General features: G+C 44.6%; 16 protein-coding genes. 1 reads left to right on the top strand and 15 read right to left on the bottom strand.

From position 1 onward, the window contains the following. Nucleotides 1-15 precede the first annotated feature (15 nt). The 15 genes from H0266_RS08710 to glgB all read right to left on the bottom strand — a co-directional run bounded on the left by H0266_RS08710 (nt 16) and on the right by glgB (nt 24,174). Entirely contained in the window at nt 16-657 is a 642-nt protein-coding gene (locus H0266_RS08710) for a DUF4129 domain-containing protein (protein ID WP_181472020.1), read from the bottom strand. A gap of 5 nt (nt 658-662) precedes the next feature. Further along, nucleotides 663-1,619: a hypothetical protein gene (locus H0266_RS08705; protein WP_181472019.1), complete on the bottom strand. Its 957-nt coding sequence runs from the start codon at nt 1,617-1,619 to the stop codon at nt 663-665. Nucleotides 1,620-1,780: 161 nt separating this feature from the next. Continuing rightward, entirely contained in the window at nt 1,781-3,136 is a 1,356-nt protein-coding gene (locus H0266_RS08700; protein ID WP_181472018.1) for a dipeptidase, read from the bottom strand. A gap of 45 nt (nt 3,137-3,181) precedes the next feature. Beyond that, nucleotides 3,182-3,904: a polyphosphate kinase 2 family protein gene (locus H0266_RS08695; protein WP_181472017.1), complete on the bottom strand. Its 723-nt coding sequence runs from the start codon at nt 3,902-3,904 to the stop codon at nt 3,182-3,184. A 741-nt stretch (nt 3,905-4,645) separates the two neighbouring features. Then, nucleotides 4,646-6,133 carry a glutamate synthase subunit beta gene (locus H0266_RS08690; protein WP_181472016.1) on the bottom strand — a complete coding sequence of 496 codons (1,488 nt, stop codon included), beginning with the start codon at nt 6,131-6,133 and terminating at the stop codon, nt 4,646-4,648. Nucleotides 6,134-6,152: 19 nt separating this feature from the next. Continuing rightward, nucleotides 6,153-10,733: a glutamate synthase large subunit gene (gene gltB / locus H0266_RS08685; RefSeq protein ID WP_181472015.1), complete on the bottom strand. Its 4,581-nt coding sequence runs from the start codon at nt 10,731-10,733 to the stop codon at nt 6,153-6,155. Nucleotides 10,734-11,256: 523 nt separating this feature from the next. Beyond that, nucleotides 11,257-12,093 (bottom strand): YhjD/YihY/BrkB family envelope integrity protein, encoded by an 837-nt coding sequence (locus tag H0266_RS08680; protein ID WP_181472014.1) that lies wholly within the window; start codon nt 12,091-12,093, stop codon nt 11,257-11,259. Between the two features lie 120 nt (nt 12,094-12,213). After that, complete coding sequence (gene rpoN / locus H0266_RS08675) at nt 12,214-13,509, bottom strand: RNA polymerase factor sigma-54 (protein WP_181472013.1); 1,296 nt, start codon at nt 13,507-13,509, stop codon at nt 12,214-12,216. A 169-nt stretch (nt 13,510-13,678) separates the two neighbouring features. Next, the gene (locus H0266_RS08670; protein WP_181472012.1) at nt 13,679-14,053 is read right to left on the bottom strand and encodes a PH domain-containing protein; all 375 of its coding nucleotides are present in this window, start codon (nt 14,051-14,053) and stop codon (nt 13,679-13,681) included. Between the two features lie 14 nt (nt 14,054-14,067). Then, nucleotides 14,068-15,987 (bottom strand): alpha-amylase family glycosyl hydrolase, encoded by a 1,920-nt coding sequence (locus H0266_RS08665; protein WP_181472011.1) that lies wholly within the window; start codon nt 15,985-15,987, stop codon nt 14,068-14,070. A gap of 19 nt (nt 15,988-16,006) precedes the next feature. Then, nucleotides 16,007-18,445, bottom strand: a complete 2,439-nt coding sequence (locus tag H0266_RS08660) for a glycogen/starch/alpha-glucan family phosphorylase (RefSeq protein WP_181472808.1) — start codon at nt 18,443-18,445, stop codon at nt 16,007-16,009. Nucleotides 18,446-18,476: 31 nt separating this feature from the next. Further along, complete coding sequence (glgA, locus tag H0266_RS08655) at nt 18,477-19,907, bottom strand: glycogen synthase GlgA (protein ID WP_181472010.1); 1,431 nt, start codon at nt 19,905-19,907, stop codon at nt 18,477-18,479. An 83-nt stretch (nt 19,908-19,990) separates the two neighbouring features. Continuing rightward, nucleotides 19,991-21,097, bottom strand: a complete 1,107-nt coding sequence (gene glgD, locus H0266_RS08650) for a glucose-1-phosphate adenylyltransferase subunit GlgD (RefSeq protein WP_181472009.1) — start codon at nt 21,095-21,097, stop codon at nt 19,991-19,993. A 10-nt stretch (nt 21,098-21,107) separates the two neighbouring features. Next, nucleotides 21,108-22,268, bottom strand: a complete 1,161-nt coding sequence (locus tag H0266_RS08645) for a glucose-1-phosphate adenylyltransferase (RefSeq protein WP_220127211.1) — start codon at nt 22,266-22,268, stop codon at nt 21,108-21,110. After that, complete coding sequence (gene glgB / locus H0266_RS08640) at nt 22,258-24,174, bottom strand: 1,4-alpha-glucan branching protein GlgB (protein ID WP_181472008.1); 1,917 nt, start codon at nt 24,172-24,174, stop codon at nt 22,258-22,260. The genes H0266_RS08645 and glgB overlap by 11 nt, the downstream gene beginning before the upstream one ends. Nucleotides 24,175-24,509: 335 nt before the next feature. Between glgB and H0266_RS08635 the strand changes: the two genes are divergently transcribed. Next, nucleotides 24,510-24,941 (top strand): DUF948 domain-containing protein, encoded by a 432-nt coding sequence (locus H0266_RS08635; RefSeq protein WP_181472007.1) that lies wholly within the window; start codon nt 24,510-24,512, stop codon nt 24,939-24,941. Nucleotide 24,942 lies beyond the last annotated feature (1 nt).

Here is a 24,942-nt window from a genome sequence, read left to right as displayed (position 1 = left end):
TCCATTTGTTCCTCATCACGATCCCACCTTCCCATGAGAGAGGTTGATCAAGGTCGTGACTTTTTGACGAAACGCTTGATAGTGCGTTTGGTTGATGGCTTGCTTTCCATACACGACGCGCTCAAATAAGAGGGCCGCGTCTTGAAAGTCTTTTGCTACCGAACGTTTCACCTTCTGCAACTCCTCGTAGTAATCTCCGTTCGATTTCCACACTTGAGCCGAAATCCACTCCTGTTCGTCAAAATAGAGAAGCAAAGCTAGAAATAAATGACGTACCGCCTCTTGGGTCTCTCCCCGGCTCTCTAGACGCTCTGATTCCTCCAAGTGCTGCTGGTACGACCATCCCAATTGACTACTATGCGCAATGGGATTTCTTTTTTTCAGTTCAGCCTGATTGTTTGTCGCTTTACTTAAACGGACAATAAGAAAAATGAGAAGACCAACACCAATGATTCCGAAAAAATAGAGAAGCCCTTCTGCACCTGGTGAGTTGATGGAAGCATTCGGGAACAACGATTCGATCAGATTGTTGAACCATTCTCCGACCGCCTCTCTCCACTTTTGAAAAGGACCTTCAGCGTTTTCGTTATAAGCCTGGTATTCGTCTTGATTGAGAATTTTCTCGAACTCTTCCCTCGCATCACTCGGCTGACTCATCCGACTCACCGATCCGTTGATGAAGGAACAGCCTCATCATCCGATTTGTAGGAAGAAATCATATCTCTTATATTACTCGCCTCATTACGCGTCCTCAGATCCGTATAATAGACGGCATACCCGACCATCAGGAACAATGTAGTAATGATACTAGACAGATTCATCAGTACGGTTGAAAGCACACTCGTGCCTAAGGCGAATGACGCTATACCTTCGAGAAGGAAAGAGATGCAAATATTGATGATGATGACGACGGCAAAGAATCCAAACGTAGGCCAGAAACGGCCTTTTGTAAGCTTCCAACTCTTCGAGAAGCCTGGAGCTACTTTTTCAAAGGTAACCGATGCAAAGAAGAAGCCTAGTTTAATTGTGAAAAAGATGGCAAGGGCTACGACGGCTAGTAAGAACATCACACCCAAAATAATAGCTCCCACGGCACTGCCACCTGAAGCCGTACCAAAACCAGCAAACACGACAAACAGAAGTCCTGCGGTAAGACTTATTGTTACGATCACACCAAATAACAGGCTGCTTCCGATTAATGGCCAAAACCTTGAGAAGGCGCCTTTTATAACTTCAGATACGGTCCAGGATTCATTTTTCATTCCTTTTGTCGTACCGATCAGAACAGAAGCGTGGGCCATCGGAATAAGAATAAAGCTAGCCAGACCGGTGAGGACTACGAAGAGTAATTCCATTCCGCTCCCCAAGTTTTCTAAGACAAACTGCTGGACTCCTGTCGCTTGGGTATCGTTGTCTAAGGAAGCGAAGAAACCACCTTCTGTTGTTCCTTTGATCACGTTGGCGCCACCTAAGAATAGAAATATGTAGTTGATGAGAAATCCTGGGCCCATCAGTAGTAGAAGGATGATGAAATAAGACTTGAAATGTGTTTTCGCCAGGCTGAAGGTCTTATCTAAGTTCTCTCCGACCGACCTGGGTTTTAGTTTAGTCGTTTCCATTGAAGGGTTGCACTTCCTTTCCTCATGTATATTCCTATTCTATCATTTTACTGCCAAAATTCTTACAAAAACAGACAGATTGTTAGTCTTAGGATTCATAAAATAAAAAACAGCATGAAATCAGATTTTCCTAGCTGAGTTCATGCTGTTCATCACCTTGTTTATTCACTTAAACGGCGGAAATAGTTACAAACCGTTTCGATCCCTTTCGTAAAGTTCTCCAAATGGAAATGCTCGTTTGGTGCATGCAGGTTTTCCGATGGTAATCCGAAGCCCATCAAGACAACCGGCGAATCAAGCACGCGACTGAACACTTCGACAATCGGAATCGATCCTCCCTCTTTCGGGAACAGTGGACGCACTCCGTAAACTTCTTCGTAAGCATCTGCAGCCGTTTGAATCATCGGATTGGCTGAATCGATGGCGATAGGGTTCGCCTGAATGTATTGATGAAGGGATACGCTTGTTCCTGTTGGTTTGTGGGCTTCTACATGCCTCTCAATCGCCGCGTAAATGTCCCCAGGGTTTTGATCACCGACGAGGCGGCAGCTTATTTTTGCACTCGCTTCTTTCGGTACAATCGTCTTCAACCCTTCTCCTTGGAATCCACCTGTAATGCCATTGATCTCGAGTGTCGGGCGGATGCCGACGCGTTCATGGAAGCTGAACCCTTCCTCACCGAACAGCTCATCAAGTTCCAAGTCCTTCTTCACCTGATCTTCATTGAACGGCACTTTAGCGACTTCCGCTCGCAATTCATCTGTCAGCTCCGGCACGCCTTCATAAAAGCCATCAATCGCTACTTGACCATTTTCATGACGCATCGAATCGAGCAATTGAACAAGCGCATGAATCGAATTCGGTACGCCCCCTCCATAGGTGCCGGAATGCAAGTCCGAATTGGCCGTCTTCACTTGCAACTCCATAGCTAGTGCTCCTCTTAGTGATGTACAAATGGCCGGGAGTCCTTTTTCGATGAAGGACGTATCGCTGATTACGACGGCATCATTCGAGAGTTTTTCCTGATTCTGTTCGATAAACGGAACGAGGTTAGGACTCGCCACTTCCTCTTCCCCTTCGATACAGAATTTCACATTAACCGGAAGCTTCCCATTCTCTTTCATCAACAGTTCGATCGCTTTGATATGCAAGAAAAGCTGGCCCTTATCATCGGTTGCCCCGCGTGCGAAGATTTTACCATCGCGTACGACCGGATCAAAGGGAGGCGTCTCCCATAAATCAAGTGGGTCGGCAGGCTGTACATCATAGTGGCCATACACAAGAACCGTCGGCTTTCCCTCTGCGTGTAACCAGTCTCCATACACAATCGGGTGTCCATCCGTTTCGATTACATCCACATTCTCCATACCGATTGATTTCAATGAGTCCGCGACCCATTTGGCTCCTGTTTGAACGTCTTCTTTGTGCTCAGATAGAGCCGAAATACTTGGGATTCTCAAAAACTCGATCAACTCTTCGATGAACCTGTCTTTATGTAACTCTATTGATCCTTTCATACGTATCATCCTCCTTACGGTTAGTATAGCATGTCACCTTAAGTATTAAGGCGACTGCTGATTTACTCTTTCTTTGATTGCGCGAATGACCGTTTGATTCGTTTTGACCCTGGCATAGTGTTTGTCTTCTCCTTCGATCACATGCCATGGACTTTCTGCGGTAGACGTTTTGTCGATCATGTCCTCTACGGCTTTTTCGTATGCTTCCCACTTAGACCGGTTTCTCCAATCCTCGTCGGTGATTTTCCACTGTTTCAATGGATCCTTTTGTCGTTCCTGAAAACGCCTCAGCTGTTCTTCGTTCGAGATATGGAACCACAACTTAATCAACACGTAGTAATCATGGACAAGCAGTTGTTCGAATTCATTGATTTCATCATAAGCTCTGCGCCACTCTGAATCAGTAGCTAGCTCTTCTACTCTCTCTACAAGTACCCGCCCGTACCACGAGCGATCGAATACGCCTATCTTTCCGTATGGTGGCAGCTTCGTCCAAAAACGCTTAAGGTAATGATGCCGCTTTTCATTGGATGACGGCGCACCAATGGCATGGACTTCAAAGCCACGTGGGTCAAGGCCGCTAGTCAAACGTTTGATTGCGCCTCCTTTCCCTGCCGCGTCCCACCCTTCACATACGATCAGACATCCTAATTGGTGATCGAATAGCAAGCGTTGTAAGCGAACTAATTCCAATTGAGTTTGTTTCAACTCTTTTTTGTATTGCTTTTTATCTTTCATCTTCAAAGAAAGGTCGACGGATTCAAGCATTCTCCTCCACTCCCCTAAGCGTTTTTTGTATCCTAACCCTCCCTCTATATTCCTCATCCATTTGGGAAATCCTGCTTATATGTTTGAGTAAATGCGGGGTTCGTTACCAATAAAGGTTAGGGGGTGGTGTTGAAACAACTCGCTTTCCTGCGGGGGAGCCGGCAAGCCTCCTCGGTCGTTTGCACTCCCTGTGGGGTCTTGCCTGAGCCCTTCTCCCGCGGGAGTCTCGTCGTTTCAACACCACCACCCCATCCCTGTGGAAATGAACGAACCCTAGGCAGATGGATTTGGTTAAGCGAACTAATCAAGTGTTTCCGTTTTTCTTACAAAAGTAAGAAGGGGCGGGAACTCGCGAGACTCCTGTGGGGTGTACATGATTGGTGAGATCCCGCAAGGCGAAGCCTGAGGAAGCTCACCACATGCCCGCGGAAAGCGAGTGAGTTCCCGCCCCTTCAAGCATTAAACGTTAGAACGGAAACAGCTCGATTGTTTCATAAATGAAAGAAAATAAAAAAGGCTTTCCTTTATGAGAAGGAAAGCCTGACAAACGGTGGTGAATCTAGAGAAGACTGAGGATAAAGCCAATAACAACAATGAGACCAATAATCATAAGTATAGTTCGAATCATTCCTATTCACCCTCTTTTTATGATTTATTATCCTTTTCCTTATTATGAGAAGAAATAAACAAACTTATGAAAAAAGGAACCTTTCGACTTATGCCGAAGGTTCCTTTTTATACTTATGGTAACTGAGTTGATCCCATCATGTAACGGTCACATTCACGTGCCACTTCACGGCCTTCGTTGATCGCCCAGACGATCAAACTTTGACCACGACGCATGTCTCCGGCAGCAAATACGCCGTCTACATTCGTTGTGTATTTTCCGTATTGCGCAGCAACGTTTGTGCGGACGGTTGTTTCAACGCCCAGTTTCTCGATCAAATCCTGCTCAGGTCCACTGAAGCCGATCGCAAGCAGAACAAGATCCGCTTCCCAAACTTTTTCAGTTCCAGGAATTTCTGTGCGGACTTTGTTGCCTTTCTCATCATAAGACAAAGCGACATCAATCGTATGCACTTCTTTCACACGGCCTTTTTCATCACCGACGAATTTCTTGGTCATGACGGCATAGGCACGTGGGTCTTTTCCGAATGTTGCTTCCGCTTCTTTTTGACCGTACTCAACACGGTGAATGATCGGGTACTGGGGCCAAGGGTTCACTTCATTATCACGTGTGGACCCTTTTTTATCATAAATATCGAATTGAACAAGACTCTTACATTCGTGGCGCATAGACGTTGACATACAGTCTGTCCCTGTGTCTCCGCCACCAATAACGATGACGTTCTTATCTTTTGCACTGATATAGTCACCATCCTGGTGATCCGAATCGAGTAAGCTCTTCGTGTTTGAATGAAGGAAGTCCATCGCATAGTGAATGCCTTTCAAGCTACGACCTTCTGCTTCGATATTTCGAGGAATGGTCGCTCCTCCACACAAAACAACAGAGTCATACTCCTCTTGAAGACGGGAGACAGGGTAATTGCGCCCTACTTCCGTATTGGTTTGGAAACGAATGCCTTCTTCTTCAAGAATCTTCACACGACGCTCGACAACAGAATAAGGCAACTTCATTTCTGGAATGCCGTACGTTAGAAGTCCGCCGACACGATCGTTACGCTCATATACCGTAACGGAGTGACCAGCTTTATTCAGTTGGGCAGCGGCCGCTAATCCAGCAGGTCCGGATCCGACGACAGCCACCTTTTTCCCTGTACGCGTTTCAGGTGGCTCAGGTACGACCCATCCTTCGGCGAATCCTTTTTCAATAATAGATCGCTCTACACTGCGGATTGCGACAGGTGGCTCATTGATTCCCAACACGCATGCCCCTTCACATGGCGCAGGACATGCGAAGCCTGTAAATTCAGGGAAGTTATTCATTTCGTGCTCTTTTTCCAAGGCTTCTTTCCATTGCCCACGGTACACTAAGTCATTCCACTCAGGGATCAGGTGATAGACAGGGCACCCCGTCGTAACACCTTTAATCTCCATTCCAGAGTGACAAGTCGGAACGCCGCAATCCATGCAGCGCGCCCCTTGCTCTTGTACTTCCTCTTCCGAAAGGGGAAGTGTGTAGTCATCCCAGTCTTTCGTTCGCTGGGCCGGATCTCTTTCTCGTATCGCTTGACGTTCGTACTCCATAAATCCAGTCGACTTTCCCATCAAATCGCTCCTTCCGAAATTATTTTACGGTTTCTACCGGCTTGTTTCGCTCTTCAAAGGCCGTCATTTCTGCATCAAATTTCTCCATACCGCTATCTTTCAAGTTCTTAATACGCTCTTGCATCGTCATGTAGTCACGTGGAATGACACGAACAAACTTGGATACATACTCGCTCCAATTATTCATAATACGTTCACCTAACGGACTTCCTGTATAGTGGACGTGCTTTTCGATCATAGTATATAGCTCTTGAATTTCTTGAGAGTCGGATAGCTGCTGCAATAGCACAAGCTCCTTATTGCACTTCGTTTCGAAGGATTGCCCCGTTTCATCAAGCACGTAAGCGACTCCTCCGGACATCCCTGCGGCAAAGTTACGACCCGTTCCACCAAGAACGACCACTTTACCACCTGTCATGTATTCGCAACCGTGATCACCGATTCCTTCAACGACGACTTCTGCCCCGCTGTTACGGACACAGAAACGTTCGCCTGCGAGTCCGTTGATATACGCTTCACCGCCAGATGCACCGTAGAACGAAACGTTCCCGATAATCGTGTTCTCTTCCGGTACGAACGATGACTTCGGTGAAGGATGAACGATGATTTTTCCTCCCGACAACCCTTTACCAACATAATCATTGGAATCGCCGATGAGTCGCAGCGTCAGTCCCTTCGGAATAAAGGCACCGAAACTTTGACCAGCCGATCCCTTGAACTTCAATTGAATCGTATCTTCAGGTAAACCTTGTTCACCCCAACGACGCGTAATCTCACTTCCAAGAATGGTACCGGTCACACGGTGAATGTTTCGGATGGATCCGGTTCCTTCAACAGGCTCCCCTGTTTCAATCGCGTGTTTACACATCGGAATCAATTCTTCTACGTCCAGGGTCTTATCCAATCCATGGTCTTGTTTCCTCGTTGCAAAACGACCATAATCAGCCGGTACATCTGGTTGATAAAGTAAGGCAGACAAATCGACGCCTTTCGCTTTCCAGTGATCGACCGCTTCATTTGCTTCTAGAACATCGGTACGGCCAATCATTTCATTGATCGTACGGAAACCGAGTTCAGCCATCAGCTCACGTGCTTCTTGTGCAATGAAGCGCATGAAGTTCTCTAAATGATCGGCTTCACCAGTGAATTTCTTACGAAGCTCTGGATCTTGTGTGGCAACCCCGACTGGACACGTGTTCAAGTGACAAACGCGCATCATGACGCAGCCAAGAACGACAAGGGGAGCTGTTGAGAACCCATATTCTTCTGCCCCAAGTAAAGAAGCGACAACGACGTCACGGCCGGTCATCATCTTCCCGTCTGTCTCTACGACAATACGGTCACGCAAGCGGTCTAACACAAGCGTTTGGTGGGTCTCCGCTAAGCCGATTTCCCATGGTAGGCCTGTATGCTTAATGCTTGTCCGAGGCGCTGCACCGGTTCCTCCGTCGTAACCACTGATCAATACAAGATCAGCGCGTCCTTTTGCAACACCTGCAGCAATGGTTCCGACACCAACCGCCGATACGAGCTTGACGCTGACGCGTGCTTTCGGATTCGCGTTCTTCAAGTTATAAATCAGTTCAGCCAAATCCTCAATCGAGTAAATATCGTGGTGAGGAGGTGGTGAAATCAACTCGACACCTGGCGTTGAGCCACGTACTTCCGCAATCCATGGGTACACTTTCTTACCTGGTAAGTGCCCGCCTTCTCCCGGTTTCGCTCCTTGAGCAACTTTGATCTGGATTTCATCCGCATTGACCAAATAGTGACTGGATACACCGAAACGTCCGGAAGCCACCTGTTTAATCGAGCTTCGCTTAGAATCACCGTTTTCTTCCGGCGTAAAGCGGTTCGGGTCTTCGCCACCTTCTCCTGAGTTGCTTCGTCCACCAATACGGTTCATCGCCACAGCCAGTGCTTCGTGCGCTTCCTGACTGATGGAACCATAAGACATCGCACCTGTTTTGAATCGTCTTGTAATATCCTCAACGGATTCAACCTCTTCAAGTGGAATGGAAGGACGTTTCTTAAAGGAGAGTAATCCTCTCAACGATTGAAGATTCTGTTTATCATCTGTGAGCATATTTGAATATTGCTTGAACAGGTCATAATCATTGCTTCGGCATGCATGCTGAAGCGTCGCAATCGTCTGGGGATTATACTGGTGATCTTCCCCGTTTTGACGGTACTGGAAGTCATCACCTGCTTCTAACGTGCGATTTCCTCCTCGTTGCTCTCTAAAGGCAACTTCATGACGCATCAATACTTCTTTTTCAATAATGTCTATTCCGATTCCACCTAAGCGGGACGCTGTACGAGTGAAATATTGATCGATGACGTCTTTATGAATACCTACCGCTTCAAAGATTTGAGCGCCACGGTAACTTTGTATCGTCGAAATCCCCATTTTGGAAAGGACTTTAATGATTCCATCTGTCGCCGCATTGACATACGTGTCCACAGCAACATCTAATGATTCGACCGGGAGTTCTCCACGACTGATCATCTCATCAAAGGTTTCATACGCAAGGTACGGATTGATTCCTTCTGCACCGTAACCAAGCAATGTAGCAAAATGATGCACCTCTCGTGCTTCCCCGGACTCTATGAGAATACTGACTTTCGTTCTCGTGCCTTGACGAATCAAATGGTGGTGTAATCCAGAGACCGCAAGTAAAGCAGGAATCGCTGCTTTTTCTTTACTGACACCACGGTCAGAAAGAATAATCAAAGTCGTCCCTTCTTCCACCTTCCGATCCGCCTCTTCGCACAAACGGTCCATCGCTGGTTTTAGTTGATTTTCTTGCGCATCAAATAAAACGGACAAAGTAGTCGCTTTGAAACCATCAATATTCTGTTGACGCAATTGCTCCAATTGTTCGTTTTTCAAAATCGGTGTTTTCAAGCGGATTTGTCGGCAGCTCTCCGGCTTAGGGTCGACTAGGTTCCCTTCTGCTCCTATGGTCGTCTCTACCATCGTGATCAACTTCTCACGAATCGCGTCAATCGGCGGGTTCGTGACTTGAGCGAACAACTGCTTAAAGTAACTATATAATAGCTGTGGTTTCTTAGATAACACCGCAAGTGGAGAATCATATCCCATCGAACCGACCGGGTCTTTCTTATCTGTCACCATCGGCATAAGAATCCGGTTTAATTCTTCTGTTGTATATCCGAATGCCAATTGCTGTTCGACTAGGTTGTCGACAGGGCGGAACGTATCCACTGGTTCTGGAAGATCTTCTAAATCGAATTTATGTTCTTCAATCCATTCTTTATATGGATGTTCACGGGCAATTTGCAACTTGATCTCTTCATCGGGAATGATTTTACCTTCTTCGAGATCGACGAGCAGCATTTTACCTGGGTGGAGACGGTCTTTGTACAAGATGTCATCCGCAAAAATATCAAGTGCTCCTACTTCTGAACCGAGCACGATCATGCCGCCTTTGGTGACGTAATAACGAGCTGGTCTCAAACCATTACGGTCAAGGCAAGCCCCGATTTGCTTTCCGTTTGTATAGGCTAATGCAGCCGGTCCATCCCATGGCTCCATCAGACAACTATGGTATTCGTAGAAGTTCTTCTTATCTTCCTGGATGGTCTCGTCATTGGACCATGGTTCTGGCACCATCATCATCGCTGTATGGGAGAGCGAACGTCCAGAGAGATGGAGAAATTCGAAGGCATTATCGAACATAGAGGAGTCACTACCATTAGAATCAATGACAGGCAACAGTTTTTCTAAATCCTCGTCACTAAAGTATTCAGAGGAACAAAGTTCTTGCCTCGCTCTCATCCAGTTGACGTTACCTCGTAATGTATTGAATTCACCGTTGTGAATGGTATAGCGGTTCGGGTGTGAACGTTTCCAACTCGGGAACGTGTTTGTACTAAAACGGGAGTGTACTAAAGCAAGGGCTGTTTTAAAGTCTGGGTGGTTCAAATCGATATAGAAAGAATCCAACTGTTCCGGAATCAGCATCCCTTTGTACACAATCGTGGACGAAGACAAACTACAAATGTAGAAGTCGTCGTATCCTTCTTTGTTGGCAATTTCTGCTTCCGCACGTTTGCGGATAATATATAAACGTCGCTCCAAATCCATTTGAGTCTGGACCTTTGAAGACGGAGCGATAAAGGCCTGACGGATAAATGGTTTGGTTTTCTTAGCATCATCACCAACAAATGAATCATTGATCGGCACTGTACGCCAACCAAGGAACTGTTGTCCTTCTTCTTGTACGATGCGTTCGAAGTTACGCTTGCATTCCATTCTTGTTTCATGGTCTTCTGGAAGGAAAACCATTCCTACGCCGTATTCCCCGGCCTCAGGCAGTTCTATATCTTCTTTTTCACATTGGTTTTGGAAGAAGCGATGAGGAATTTGAGTGAGGATCCCTGCTCCGTCTCCTGTACTAACGTCCGCAGACTGACCTCCGCGGTGCTCCAAGTTACATAAAATCGTAATCGCATTTTCTACAATGCTATGTGATTTCGTTCCATCAATATTTGCAAGTACACCAATACCACAAGCTTCGTGTTCATTCTCTGGATGATACAACCCCTGTGGAACTGGATATCCATGTTTTTGCATATTCATTCCCCCTAGCAGTCTGTTCTTAAAGGTCACATACAAAAATAAAAAGATTCCGTCTTTTCAGTTTTTTACTAGTATATCACGAAAAAAACGAGGATTCACGCGCTAATAGCGTGAACAGAGGGTAATTTTACGAAAAAACTGAAAATTATTTTAGCCGGAATGCTATGTTTAAGATAATGTAAGCGCAACCAAATTTCTGATGAGTTTTTTAAATTTTTTTTGATTTCTTTCCCTTTCCACAACTTTCAATGTATAAAAAACGCATAAAATGAATGAACATACAAAAAAACCTCCACCGTAATAGTAGAGGTTTCTACAGTCTGTTGAAGAAGTTAGTGGAACGGTTCTGTTAGTTCATGTGAGAATACCGCGGGTCGCGTAGCGATCGAGGAAGCTCACCGCCTCCTGCGGAAAGGGAGTCGTTTCCACGCCACCGGATCTTCTCATTTTGGTAGAACCGATAGCAGATTTCAAAACACACTGAAAAAACCTCCACCTAAATGGTGGAGGTTTCTAGTTAAGCAATCTTTTTTTCATGGTCATTATTCCGGCGGTGATAGACGACGTTGATCTCGGCTCCGACCATAAGGATAATCCCTGTCAGGAAGAACCAAAGCATCAGAATAATGATGCCTCCTAAACTTCCATACGTCGCTGAATAGTTTCCGAAGTTACTAATATAAAAGGAGAACGCTAACGAAATCAACTGCCAAAGCACAGCGGTCAATAAAGCACCTGGCAGGATATGTTTAAATGGAATCTTCTTATTCGGCGCAAATCGGTATAGAGCTAAAAGAATAGCTCCCATTACAAGGACGCTTATTATCCATCGAAGGAATTGGAACAAAATAACCGTCTCGGATGGCAGGTTGACTGCTCTATTGATCAAGTCAATGATCACATCACCGAATACCGGGAGTGCCAAGGCCACTACAATCGCTATAATCATGCCGAGCGTCAGCACAATCGATAATAAACGTACCTTGATAAATGAGCGTGTCTCTTCGACGTGATAGGCAAGGTTTGCCGATTGTATGAACGCATTGATCCCGTTCGATGCGGACCATATCGTACCTAAGATTCCGATAGTGAGCAGTCCACCCTTGGGCTGCTCTACGATGCTCACGATATTCTCTCTGAACACCTCGGCGGTATCATCCGGAATCACCTGACTGATGGCATTGATCGCTGATTCCGCTTCAATATTCAAATACGGAAGAATGGACAATAACAAAATCAACATCGGTACGATAGCGAGTAAGTAATAATAAGCTTGAGCAGCGCCAAGCAATGGTATGTTATCTTTTTGAAATTCAGCCACAACTTCTTTAGCATAATCTACAATTTTTTTCACGACGGACCGTCCTCCTTAGGGGCTATATCTATATATCTATCCCCGATTTTCGAAGGACTTAAGCATAGATTTGAACCAAGTGGACCTATACAGGCATTTTATACCTTATCTAGTCATCTCTTACATAGTAAAGGCAGGCTGAAAAGCTAGTTTCTTACGTTTTGACGAAGACGGAATATTTATAGATTCTCTATATTTCGCTACGGTTCTTCTCGAAATAGAAATACGCTGATGTTCATTTAGTCGATTGGCAATCTTTTGATCAGAAAGCGGCTGTCCCCTCACCTCATCTTCAACCAACAATCGAATCGCGGCTTTTACATAGCTACTCGATACATCATCACCAGACTCTTTTTTTAATTTACTTGTGAAAAAGGATTTCAGGTCTATCGTACCCCTCGGTGTCTGAATCGATTTATTAGCGATGGCACGGCTGACCGTCGACTCATGAACCCCTATATCTTCTGCAAGCTCTCGTAACGTCATCGGCTTCAAGTATCCATTCTCCAAAAAATCAACCTGCCTCCTGACAATTGCCTCCGTAATCCGCACAATCGTCGCTTTCCTCTTTTCCAGACTCCTCAATAGCCATAACGCTTGGTTATGGCATCGACTGAGATAATTATTTGCTTCCTCATCGTCCGTTGAAGTCATCAGTGATACGTCCATCTCAATAGAGGGAAGCAAATTGTCTATAGATGAAATCTTCCAAGTGTCTTGCTGTTTTTTTACGGTTAATTCAGGAACAACGTATGCCACTTTCTCTTTCTCATAACCGAAAGAAGGATAAGGAGTAATCGATTGCAGCCAATGGTAAACACGGTCTATTTCTTCATAACTCATCTTTGCATTCTTATGTAACGCATCCCGATCCCGCTCTAGCACAGATTGATAATGATGCTGAATCATCGTATAGATACGAAGGGAGGGGGAGGATTGTCTCGCAACTTGTTGCAATAAATATTCCTGAACAGTTGCACAGCCAAACCCGCGTCCCTCAAATTGTTTCAGCTGCTCAATTGCATCTTCTACAACCTTCCTGGATGTACCGTTCCGATGAACAATCTCGTCAACAGCTACCGGTAAATACCCACGATCATTCAAGTTGAGAATGATATCGTGCATGACGTTTTTCATTTGAGTGCTTTGAATCATCCAAAGCACTTCCTCCGTCAACATGTCCCGCCATGGCTTTTCTCTTTCCTGCCAAAATTCCGCGGGATCAGCTTCCAGCGTATTAAAATAGCCTCCATGAAAGGGAGGTTCTTCAACTTGTAATAGGGGATTTTCTAAAGCCACTTCTTGAACATACGCATGTAAGTCAAGAGCCGAGTACTGCAGCAACGATATGGCTTGCCGCATTTCGGTGGTCATCATAACATTCATTGTTTGTTTTTGAGACAATTCAAGCTTCATAATGTGCCCTCCTGGTGATAACGCTTTCACTATTGATTCTGGATGAAAATAGAGGAGAATTCAAGTTATAGCAAACAACCTCCCCCAAGGAAATCCCAGGAGGAGGTAATATTCACTAATTCTTTCAGCTTAACATTTGTCCGACTCTTTTGTTTCACGTGAAACACTTTTACAGAACATAAGTGGCTAACGTTGTCTGCACTTCTTCAATCGGACTGTCTTTCTTGAAAAGCTTGCCGATTGGTTCGTTGGTTCCTGATAACCAAATCTTCAATTCTGAATCCATATCGAAGCTTCCTGCGGTTTCCACGCTGAAATGGGTGATGCTTTTATATGGAATCGAGTGATACTCCACCTTTTTACCCGTCATCCCTTGTTTATCAACGAGCAACAAGCGTTTGTTCGTGAAGATGAAGGAATCTCTCAATACTTTGTAGCCACTTTCAATTTCTTCTCCATCCACCAATAAATCACCGATCTCTTTTTCTAGCTTTTGTACATCCACTTCACTGGCATTGCCCATCAATCCATCTAAAAAGCCCATAGGTCAGCCTCCTTTTATTGCATGAATCGTAATAGAAAACTTTCATTCGGCTCTAGTTCTAGTTTGAGTTCACCTTGACGCGCCCTGAAAATCCGTTTTTTATTCTCGAGATGCTGCCATTTTCCTTTTTCTACAGCTACCGTGACTTTATGTTTCTTGTCAGGATTGCGATTAAAGAGAAACAGCACGCGTTCATCGCTCGCTGGTTTTCCAAAGGCATCTACCCCGTTCTTAATCCACCTTTCGAAACCGTAGACGTCTTCATTCACATCATACGACTGCCAGTGGCCTGTTCGTAATACCACATGAGAATTGCGCCATTCCCCTATTTGCTTATACCAGGAGAGTAGCTCTTCATTTTCTCTTCCCCATGGGTATGGCTTACGGTTATCCGGATCCGCCCCACCGTCGAGGCCTGCCTCATCTCCATAATAAAGAGATGGGACACCTGGAAAAGCATATAACCATAAACTCAATGCTTTCACTTGCCTCGTTACTAATTCGTTCCTTTTTTCTTCAGTCCATTCATCAGGGAGATACCCTTCTAACATGGTGTAAATCCTCTCCACATCATGACTGGACAGCATATTCATCAGAGCATAAAAGTATTCCTTAGGATAGTGCTCACAAAGTGTCGTCAATCGTTTATGGACAGACGTTGCATCGAGTTCACCCTTCATAAAATCAAGCATGACACGACGTAATGGATAGTTCATGACAGAGTCCAGAACCCCGCCTAGGAAGTAATCCCTACGATAACCGTAGGCCGTCTTATTCGAGGCATCTTCCCACACTTCACCTAGTAATACACTATCTTCATCCTTCTTCTTCAGTTGCTGATAGATTTGACGGATCAAGTCATCGCTCAATTCATCCGCAACGTCCAGACGCCAATGATTCATTCCTGATTTCTGCCACGCTTGTATCACACTATCATCCTTGTGAATCAGGAAGTCCTGGTAATCTTTATTCTCTTTATTCAAGGTTGGCAGCGTGCCGACACCCCACCAAGCGTTGTATTCGTCGGGATAATGATGAAATGAATACCAAGGATAGTAAGGAGAGTCCTTGGATTGATAAGCACCAAGTGAATCATATTCACCTTCACGATTGAAGTAGATGCTATTGCTGCCCGTATGGCTGAACACTCCATCTAACATGATTTCGATATTTTTCTTCTTGGCTTCCTGAATTAAGTACTCGAAATCTTCCTTCGTCCCAAGCAATGAATCGATCGAATGGTAGTCACCGGTATCATATCTATGATTGCTCTCCGCTTCAAAAATCGGATTCAAATAGATTACGGAGACCCCTAAGGATGCAATATAGTCGAGCTTCTCTATGATACCTTTCAAATTTCCACCGAAGAAGTCCCACCGAATGACTTCGCCTCGTTCATTACGAATATATACGGGGTCATTCTCCCAATGCGCATGGATGAGGCTCGTTTTAGGTGCTTTTGCAGGGTCCACTTCTCCAGCACTATAAAAACGGTCAGGGAAGATTTGATACATCGTCGCATTTTTCCACCAATCCGGGGTTTCGTATTGAGGATCATAGACGGTAATTTGCCAGGATGGAGGAATGTGATCATACACACGCCCTTCTCCACTTTCAAAAATATTATGACGACCATAGAAAAGCGTGCGATCGTGCAACACGACTTCAAAGTAATACCAGACGAGTTGTGGATCCTCCGGCATTTGCACGGTAGTTTCAAATGAATTGTAGTGATGCTCTTCACTATACAGGTCCATTTCTTTTATCTTTCCTTCGTCTTTTCGATCAAGAATATAATGCAAAATCACATACGAAACATCAAAATGAGTGTGGATATCAATGGTTAAGGAAACGGAGGAACCCCTCGGTGCAGCACCGAAAGGCTCCCTGTACGCTTCCTCAAAGCTATGGTGATACATATCTTTTTGTTTCACAAAACGGCCCCCTAAACCATCACTTTAACGATTGAACACGATCGATTTGCCAGATATCGCGGGCGTACTCTTGGATTGTCCGATCACTCGAGAAGGCACCTGACTGGGCTATATTCACTAAGCTCTTCAAGTTCCATTGGCGCGTTCGCTGATAGTCTTGACTCACTTTCTTCTGAGCAAGAATATAATCAGCAAAATCTTTTAAGACAAAGTATTCATCATTATGCGTCACTAAGGCATCGTAAATGTCTTGGAAGTCGGTTTCACCTTTTGAAAACGGGCTGTAATGAATCAATTGATCAAGCGTATGACGAATCCGGTCATCCTGTTCGTACAGTTCTCTTGAGGAGTAGCCGCCGCTGCGGTAATACTCAAGCACTTCTTCTGAACTTAATCCGAACGTATAGATATGATCGTCGCCGACGAAGTCATGGATCTCAACATTAGCCCCGTCCATCGTTCCGACCGTCAAAGCGCCGTTCATCATGAATTTCATATTTCCCGTTCCTGACGCCTCTTTACTCGCTGTTGATATTTGTTCACTCACATTAGTCGCCGGAATGATTTTCTCAGCGACAGATACAGAATAGTTCGGTAGGAATACGACTTTGATCTTATCGTTCACTTCAGGATCTTTATTGATGACATGAGCGATCCGGTTGATCAATTGAATGACTTTCTTCGCAAAGTGATATCCAGATGCTGCTTTGGCTCCGAAGAAGAACGTCCTTGGCACAATCTCTAACGTCGGGTCAGACTTTAATTCATTGTATAAATGCATAATATGAAGAGCGTTGAGCAATTGACGTTTGTAGCCGTGCAGACGTTTGATCTGGACGTCAAAAATAGAGTTCGGATCGACCACGATGTTTTGTGTTTGGTACACCCAATCAGCGAAGTTCCGTTTATTCTCCTGCTTAATGTCATGCAGCTGATCCAAAAAGGCGAGGTCATCTTTCTTTTCCATCAAGCGCTGCAACTGCTTCGGATCTTCTTTCCAATCAGAGCCGATCGCCTCGGTGATAGCTGAAGTGAGAGAAGGGTTTGCATGAAGCAACCAGCGACGGTGTGTAATCCCGTTCGTTTTATTGTTGAAACGCTCTGGAAATGTATCATAGAAACGTTTCATTTCCCTCTTTTTCAAAATTTCCGTATGAAGTTTCGCCACTCCATTTACACTGTGACTCCCTACGATAGATAAGTGAGCCATCTTCACTTGCCCATCTGCGACGATGGCAAGGTCCGCAATCCTGTCAAACTCACCAGGGTAAGCTTTCCATAAGGATTGGCAGAAACGCTCATTGATCTCATCGATAATCATGAAGACACGAGGAAGTAAGTTCCGGACCATATCAACTGGCCAAGACTCCAGAGCCTCCACGAGCGTCGTATGGTTTGTGTACGAAACCGATGATTGGGTAATCTCCCATGCCTCTTCCCAACCGAGCCCTTTATCATCCATGAGAATCCTCATCAATTCTGGAATAATAAGAGCGGGGTGGGTGTCATTGATATGCATGGCGACTTGATCTGAGAACTGAGACCAAGGCAGATTCAACTCTTCGAAAGAACGAATGACCGATTGAACTCCCGCGGATACCAAGAAGTACTCTTGTTTAAGCCTGAGTCTCTTCCCTTCTTCATTCGAATCATCCGGGTATAAAAATTCAGATATAGCCTCGAGTGACCGCTTATGATCAAGGAAGTGACCGTAATGACTTTCCACTTCCGCCTTCGTGAGGGTATCATCGACCGTCGGTTCCGCTGACCATAAGCGCAGCGTATTTACCGTATCATTGTTATAGCCGACGACAGGGACATCATAAGGCACGGCCTGGATTTGTTCATATCCATAGTAGTTGAACGTCAGATCTCCATTATCATTTTCTGTAGCGGATATGTGCCCACCAAAACGAACTTCGAGCGCTTCCTCTGGCCGACGGACTTCCCATATGAATTGTTGCGACAACCAGTCGTCCGGTAATTCGACTTGCTTACCATCAATGATTTGCTGGTCGAACATTCCGTATTTATACCTCATACCATAGCCATGCCCAGCTAACTGCAAGGATGCCAAAGAATCTAAGAAACAAGCAGCTAAACGACCGAGACCTCCGTTACCAAGACCTGCGTCCTTCTCCTTCTCTTCCAAAGCCGATAAAGACAGCCCCAACTCTTCTAACCCTTCATCAACAAGAGACAGCAGTTGCATATTTAAGAGATTGTTGCCCAATAAACGACCCATTAAGAATTCCATAGAGAAATAGTAGACTTGCTTCGCTTTCTTGGCCTGGTACTCTTGTCTAGTCTTCAGCCAGTTCTCATTAACATGATCTTGGACAAGCGCACCTAACGTACGGTAAGCATCGTACTCTGTTGCGGTATCCACTGTTTTCCCGAACTGGGTTTTCAACTTTTTCTTAAATGCTTCCTGAAAATCCTTTTTGTCACTGAACACTACCATGTTTGGTTTCCTCCTATCACTACTACTACTCGAACATCGACCTGTAGAGATCCATGTACTGACTAGCAGAGTCTTTCCAAGTGAACTTACTCTTGCAAATGTTTTTGATCAAATTTTGCCAAGAGGCAGGTTCATGATAGAGTTCGACTGCTCGGCGGATTGTGAACAGCATGTCATGGGCGTTGTAGTTTGCAAACGTAAATCCGTTCCCTTCCCCTGTTTTCTCGTCATAGGCTTTGACTGTATCTGCTAAACCTCCCGTCTCTCTGACGATTGGTGCAGACAAGTATCTTAGCGCAATCAGTTGACCGATTCCACATGGTTCGAATCGTGAAGGCATGAGGAAGAGATCACTCGCTGCATATACTTGACGTGAAAACGATTCTGAAAAACGGATATTCGTAGACATTTTCGTAGGGTGTCGATCTTGGACCCATTGAAGCATTTGCTCATACTGATATTCCCCTGTTCCAAGCAATACCATTTGGACATCATCATGGTACAGAAGTTCATCAATGACACGGCCGATCAAATCGAATCCTTTCTGTTCTACTAGTCTGGAAACGATGCCAATCATAGGGACATCCTTCCTGACTGGTAGACCTAACTGCTCTTGAATCCACATTTTGTTCTGCGCTTTTTTGATTAACGAACTGCGGTAAGGAAAAGCAAGAGAATCGTCTTTCATAGGGTTATAGTTTTGATCATCGATGCCGTTGACAATTCCGACGAGTTCATTGGACCGCATCCTAAGTACTCCATCTAAGTTTTCCCCATAATAAGGCGTTTGAATCTCTTCTGCATAGGTTTCGCTGACGGTAGTAATAAAATCAGCGTAATTCAACGCCCCTTTCATGAAATTGATGTTCCCAAAGAATTCTAGTGTGTCTTCTCTCATCATACCCTCATCGAAGTCCATCAAATCGTGCAATACAGACTGAGCGAAAATTCCTTGGTATTTTAAATTATGGATGGTGAAGACCGTTTTCATACCTTGGAATTTTTCAACCTCCTTATAGTGGGTATGTAAGAATACTGGCAACAATCCTGTCTGCCAATCATGGCAATGAAGAACATCCGGTGTCCAATCCCAGGAAACGAGCATTTCCATCACAGAACGGTTGAAAAAGACGAAACGCTCCGCCTCATCGTCATACCCATACAAGTTCGATCGCTTAAAGTAATACTCATTATCTATGAAATAAACTGGAATTCCTTCATATTCTATATATTCGACTCCTGCATATTGTTGCCTCCAGCCGAGTGGTGTCGTCAACTCTTCTTCGTGAATGAGTTGACGCTTCCATTCGTCATCCATATTTTCATACTTCGGCAACACGACACGGACGTCGACCCCTTGAGATTTCAAGGCCTGAGGAAGGGAACCCAACACATCTGCCAATCCACCCGTTTTAATAAAAGGTGTACATTCTGAACCAACCATCAATACCTTCATGCTTATCATTCACTCCTCAATTTTATTTCTATTAATACAAAGGGACTGCCAGAAAATGGTTCGGACAGTCCCTTCAGGAAGGGTTACATGGATTTTCTTTTCGGTACGACAAACGGCTTTTCAGGCGCACCAATCAATGTGCGTCCTTCAGAAATCTTACAGTCTTTATCCAAAATCACATTTTCCAATACGGCATTCGGTTCAATTTCACACCGCTGCATGATAATCGAATTCTTGATGACAGCACCTTCCCCGACTTTCACGCCTCTGAATAAAATACTATCTTCCACTTGCCCTTCAATGACGCATCCGTTGGCGACCAATGTGTTCGTCACTTGTGAGGATGGGAGATAATTAGAAGGCGGTTCGTTCTTCACTTTGGTGAAGATGGGGGCATCATCGCTGAATAGCCCGTCGTGCTGCTCTGCCTCAAGCAGCTTCGTACTATTTCTATAATAGCTTTCCACAGAATTCACGAGTGCGTGAGTTCCTTCGTATTCATAAGCATGCACGTGCAAGTCCGGTAAGCGGGACTTGATGCCATCGAGGAAGAAATGCTCTCCGCCATGTGCAATACATTGCTCAATCAAATCATGCATTAGATCTTTACTGATCAAATACATATCCATATATACATTTATGCTACTATGATCGTTGTGAATACCCGTCACACGACTATTTTGATCGATCTCCAGCTTATGAGCCTGTTGATGCTCAGGATATAGCTCGTCGACACGTGCATACACGACCGTTACATCAGCATTGACCTTCTTGTGTTCACTCAGAACATCTTGGAAATTGATGTTACAAATGTTTTGAGAACCAGAAACAAGGATATAATCAGCTAAAGTACGATTAATAAAATCGATATTGTTATGAAAATGCTGCAAGTCCCCTTTGGAGATGTCAGTTGGATCATTCCAATCCGGTGGAAGGATAAACAATCCGCCACGTTTTCGGTCTAGATCCCAAGCTTTTCCTTGCTCTAAATGGTCCATCAACGAACGGTACTTCCGTCGTGCGAATACGGCGACAGAATCAACCCGTGAATTGGTCATATTCGAAACAGTAAAGTCAATCATCCGGTAACGGCCACCGAATGGTACGGCAGCTCCACAGCGGAAATACGTCAGTTCATCAAGCAAATCCTGTTCATGATCTAAGTTAATAATACCTGCTATACGGTCCATAATATCCTCCTTAGCTATTCATCACATAGTTGGATGCAAGTACACTGCCTTCTTCCGCCACCAAAGTGATTTCACTTCCTGGTGTCGGGTCACCAATAACCGCTCCGTCCTCCACGACCGTTCCTTTGGCAATGATAGCGCGATTGATGGTCACATTTTTACCGATTTTTACATCTGGCATGATGACAGAATCTTTCACAACAGATGACTGAGATAAGTGCACACCATAGAAAATGATCGACGTGTCCACGGTTCCATGAATGCGACACCCTTCGTTGATCAACGCATTATTGACCTTGGCCGTTTTGGCAATATATTGTGGCGGTTGGTTCGGATTCTTAGAGTATATTCGCCATTTCGGGTCGTTCAAGTTAAGCTCCGGCTCTTTCTTAAGAAGATCCATGTTTGCTTCCCATAAACTATCCACCGTCCCAACGTCTTTCCAATAGCCTTCGAATTGATAAGCCATCAGGTTTTTATGATCATGAAGAAGAGCAGGAATGATATCTTTACCAAAATCGTGGGACGAATTTTCGTCGGCCGCGTCCTCGATTAAATATTCCTTCAACACGTCCCAACGGAAAATATATACACCCATCGATGCTAGATTACTCTTCGGATGTTCAGGCTTTTCATCGAACTCAACAATTCTATGCTGTTCGTTCGTATTCATAATGCCGAATCGGCTCGCGTCTTCCCAAGGAACTTCCAGGACAGAAATCGTGGCATCTGCTCCAGAGGTTTTATGATAATCAAGCATTTCGCTATAGTCCATTTTATAGATGTGGTCCCCGGAAAGGATGAGTACATGCTCTGGATCGTACTGATTGAGGAACTTCAAGTTTCGATAAATAGCATTCGCGGTACCGGTGTACCAACCCCCACCTTCTGACTGCATAAATGGAGGTAGAACAGATACGCCACCATGTTTACGGTCTAGATCCCATGGTGAACCGATCCCGATATAATCATTCAGAATAAGAGGTTCATATTGAGTCAACACACCGACAGTATCAATGTCAGAGTTTGTACAGTTGCTCAATGGAAAATCAATGATTCTATATTTCCCTCCGAAATATACGGCGGGCTTTGCAATCTGCTTCGTCAAAGACTTCAGCCTAGTCCCTTGACCTCCGGCTAGAAGCATAGCGACACATTCTTTATTTTTCATGATCTTCCTCCTTAGATACTGAAGTTCGTTTCAAGAAGCTCACACCAAGCGGGGGAATGGTCATCGTAATATGTTGATCATGACCTTGCCATGGAACGGGTGCAGTGTCTAAGCCCACCCCATTGATTTGTCCAGAACCTCCGAAATGTTCCGCATCGCTTGAGAAAATCTCTTTGTATGAGCCATGTTTCGGCACTCCCACTTTATAGTCGTGATAGACTTCAGGAGTAAAATTACATACAACCACAAGCTGGTCATTGCTTGTACGACCATTTCTCACAAAGGAAATGACACTCTGTTCATAGTTATGAGGGTCAATCCAAGAGAAGCCTTCTTCTTTATGGTCCAGTTCCCATAGAGCGGGCATGTCTCGATATAGTTGATGAAGCTGCTTCATATACCTTTTGGTCGCCGCGTGAGCATCATACTCAAGCAGTTCCCAATCCAAATCCTCTAAGTCCTTCCACTCATCGAACTGGCCGAACTCACCTCCCATGAATAGTAGTTTCTTTCCAGGGTGGGCATACATAAAGGCTAGAAAAGCACGCAGATTGGCGAACTTCTGCCAGTAGTCTCCCGGCATCTTATTTAACAACGATTTCTTACCATGTACCACTTCATCATGGGAAATCGGTAATACGAAGTTTTCGTTGAATGCATAGAATAAGGAAAAGGTAATCAAGTTATGATGGTATTTCCGGTGGATCGGGTCGGTTTCCATGTATCTCAACATGTCATTCATCCAGCCCATATTCCATTTATAATTGAAGCCAAGACCCCCAATATAGGTAGGTGCACTGACAAGCGGCCACGACGTCGACTCCTCAGCCATCATCAAAACATTCGGTACCTCTTCAAAAATCGCTTCGTTCATCTTCTTGATGAATTCGACAGCTTCCAAGTTCTCTCTGCCCCCGTATTCATTCAACTCCCACTCGCCATCTTCTTTACCGAAATCAAGATAAAGCATGCTGGCGACGGCGTCCACTCTAAGCCCGTCCAAGTGGTACTCCTTCAGCCAGTAAATGGCGTTTGAAATAAGGAAACTTTGCACTTCATTTCTTGCAAAGTCGAACGTCAATGTCCCCCATTGTGTTTTCTCGGCTTTACTAGGATTCGCATATTCATAGAGCGCTTCCCCATCGAAGCGTCGCAATCCGTGTTCATCTTTACAGAAGTGGCCTGGTACCCAGTCCAGAATGACACCGATACCCTCCTGGTGGCATTGATCAACAAAGTATTTGAAATCATCCGGTGTACCGTACCTTGCCGTGACGGCAAAGTACCCCGTAATTTGATAGCCCCAAGAACGGTCAAAAGGATGCTCCATGATCGGCAACAGTTCAATGTGGGTGTATCCGAGTTCTTTGACATAAGGAATCACCATATCGGCGTAATCACGAAAATTGTAGAAGACTTCAGGCTCAATGTTTTTCCATGAACCCAAGTGAAGCTCATAAATGGAGATCGGAGATTCATAAAGGTTTCTTGCTTGTCGTTCCTTCATCCACTCCTCATCATTCCACGTGTAGTTATTAAGCGGATATACTTTAGAAGCTGTATCGGGGCGTAATTCACTCGAAAACGCATAAGGATCCGATTTCAAACGCAAGTGCCCATGAGGCGTCAAAATCTCATATTTATAGATTGTGCCCTTCTCTAAATACGGAACGAAGGCTAACCACAGACCCTGGTCATTGATTCGCTCCATCGGATGCTCACGACCATCCCAGTTGTTGAATTCACCAACTACACTGACTTGTTTCGCATTCGGTGCCCAAACGCCGAATCTGATTCCTTCTATACCATCCTGAACATCTGTGTGCGCTCCGAGAAGTTGATAACTATACCTCAAATTCCCTTGATGAAAAAGATAAATATCCTGCTCTAATGCCGTTTCGTTCATATTGCTACCACTCCCCTCGTCCGTTGAATGTCGCTAAGACTTTTTATTCTTACTATAATCATAAATTTTCATAAAAAGTTTTACAATTAAATTCGTGAAAATTTTCTGACAAGTTTTGTCGATTTATAAGCGCTTTCGTCGTTCTGATAAAAAGTTGTAAAATCCCACCCTTAGTAAGCGTTTACATTATTTTTATTCCACATTTTAACATGTTAAAACGTTCACATATCGACCGACTGTTTCAAGACATTTCATTGAAATGAAAGTTTTCTCTTGTTTCAATCCATTTATTTAGTGGTATAAATTAAAAAACAATCATTAAAGAGGTGATCTCCGTGTCATTAACTGGAATTAGTTTACTTATTATTGCTATATCCTTTGCATTTATCGCCATTTATGTAGCCAAAACACTGAAAGCTGCATCTGGTACGATGACCAGTGTCTCTCAAACACTTGAGAAGGTCGAAGTCCAAATGCAGGGCATTACAAGCGAATCAGAAAGTTTATTGAAGAAAACGAATTCGCTCGCTGAAGATGTCGAACAAAAATCACAATCTCTTAACGGATTTGTCGATTCGATCAACAATGTCGGTTCAACCGTTGGACATGTGAACACTTCCCTCCAAGGGATGGCCGAAAGTGTCGCTCATGCCTCCCACGAAAAAGATGAGCGCGTCGTAAAAGCAATGAAGTGGGGCGACGCAGCTATCGAATTATACTTAAAATGGAAAACGAAAAAAAATGCAACAGGAAGGAAGGGGTCATAGA

It is taken from the genome of Halobacillus locisalis, from assembly GCF_013694105.1.
Lineage (GTDB): Bacteria > Bacillota > Bacilli > Bacillales > Halobacillaceae > Halobacillus > Halobacillus locisalis.
Note: the sequence above shows the minus strand (reverse complement) of the source record. Positions and strands in the feature narration are given on the sequence as shown.

Excerpts from the sequence above, each read along its gene's own strand:
- H0266_RS08710 (WP_181472020.1), bottom strand. The coding sequence starts at position 657 with ATGAGTCAGCCGAGTGATGCGAGGGAAGAGTTCGAGAAAATTCTCAAT.
- H0266_RS08705 (WP_181472019.1), bottom strand. The coding sequence starts at position 1,619 with ATGGAAACGACTAAACTAAAACCCAGGTCGGTCGGAGAGAACTTAGAT.
- H0266_RS08700 (WP_181472018.1), bottom strand. The coding sequence starts at position 3,136 with ATGAAAGGATCAATAGAGTTACATAAAGACAGGTTCATCGAAGAGTTG.
- H0266_RS08695 (WP_181472017.1), bottom strand. The coding sequence starts at position 3,904 with ATGCTTGAATCCGTCGACCTTTCTTTGAAGATGAAAGATAAAAAGCAA.
- H0266_RS08690 (WP_181472016.1), bottom strand. The coding sequence starts at position 6,133 with ATGGGAAAGTCGACTGGATTTATGGAGTACGAACGTCAAGCGATACGA.
- gltB (WP_181472015.1), bottom strand. The coding sequence starts at position 10,733 with ATGCAAAAACATGGATATCCAGTTCCACAGGGGTTGTATCATCCAGAG.
- rpoN (WP_181472013.1), bottom strand. The coding sequence starts at position 13,509 with ATGAAGCTTGAATTGTCTCAAAAACAAACAATGAATGTTATGATGACC.
- H0266_RS08670 (WP_181472012.1), bottom strand. The coding sequence starts at position 14,053 with ATGGGCTTTTTAGATGGATTGATGGGCAATGCCAGTGAAGTGGATGTA.
- glgA (WP_181472010.1), bottom strand. The coding sequence starts at position 19,907 with ATGAAGGTATTGATGGTTGGTTCAGAATGTACACCTTTTATTAAAACG.
- glgD (WP_181472009.1), bottom strand. The coding sequence starts at position 21,097 with ATGGACCGTATAGCAGGTATTATTAACTTAGATCATGAACAGGATTTG.
- H0266_RS08645 (WP_220127211.1), bottom strand. The coding sequence starts at position 22,268 with ATGAAAAATAAAGAATGTGTCGCTATGCTTCTAGCCGGAGGTCAAGGG.
- glgB (WP_181472008.1), bottom strand. The coding sequence starts at position 24,174 with ATGAACGAAACGGCATTAGAGCAGGATATTTATCTTTTTCATCAAGGG.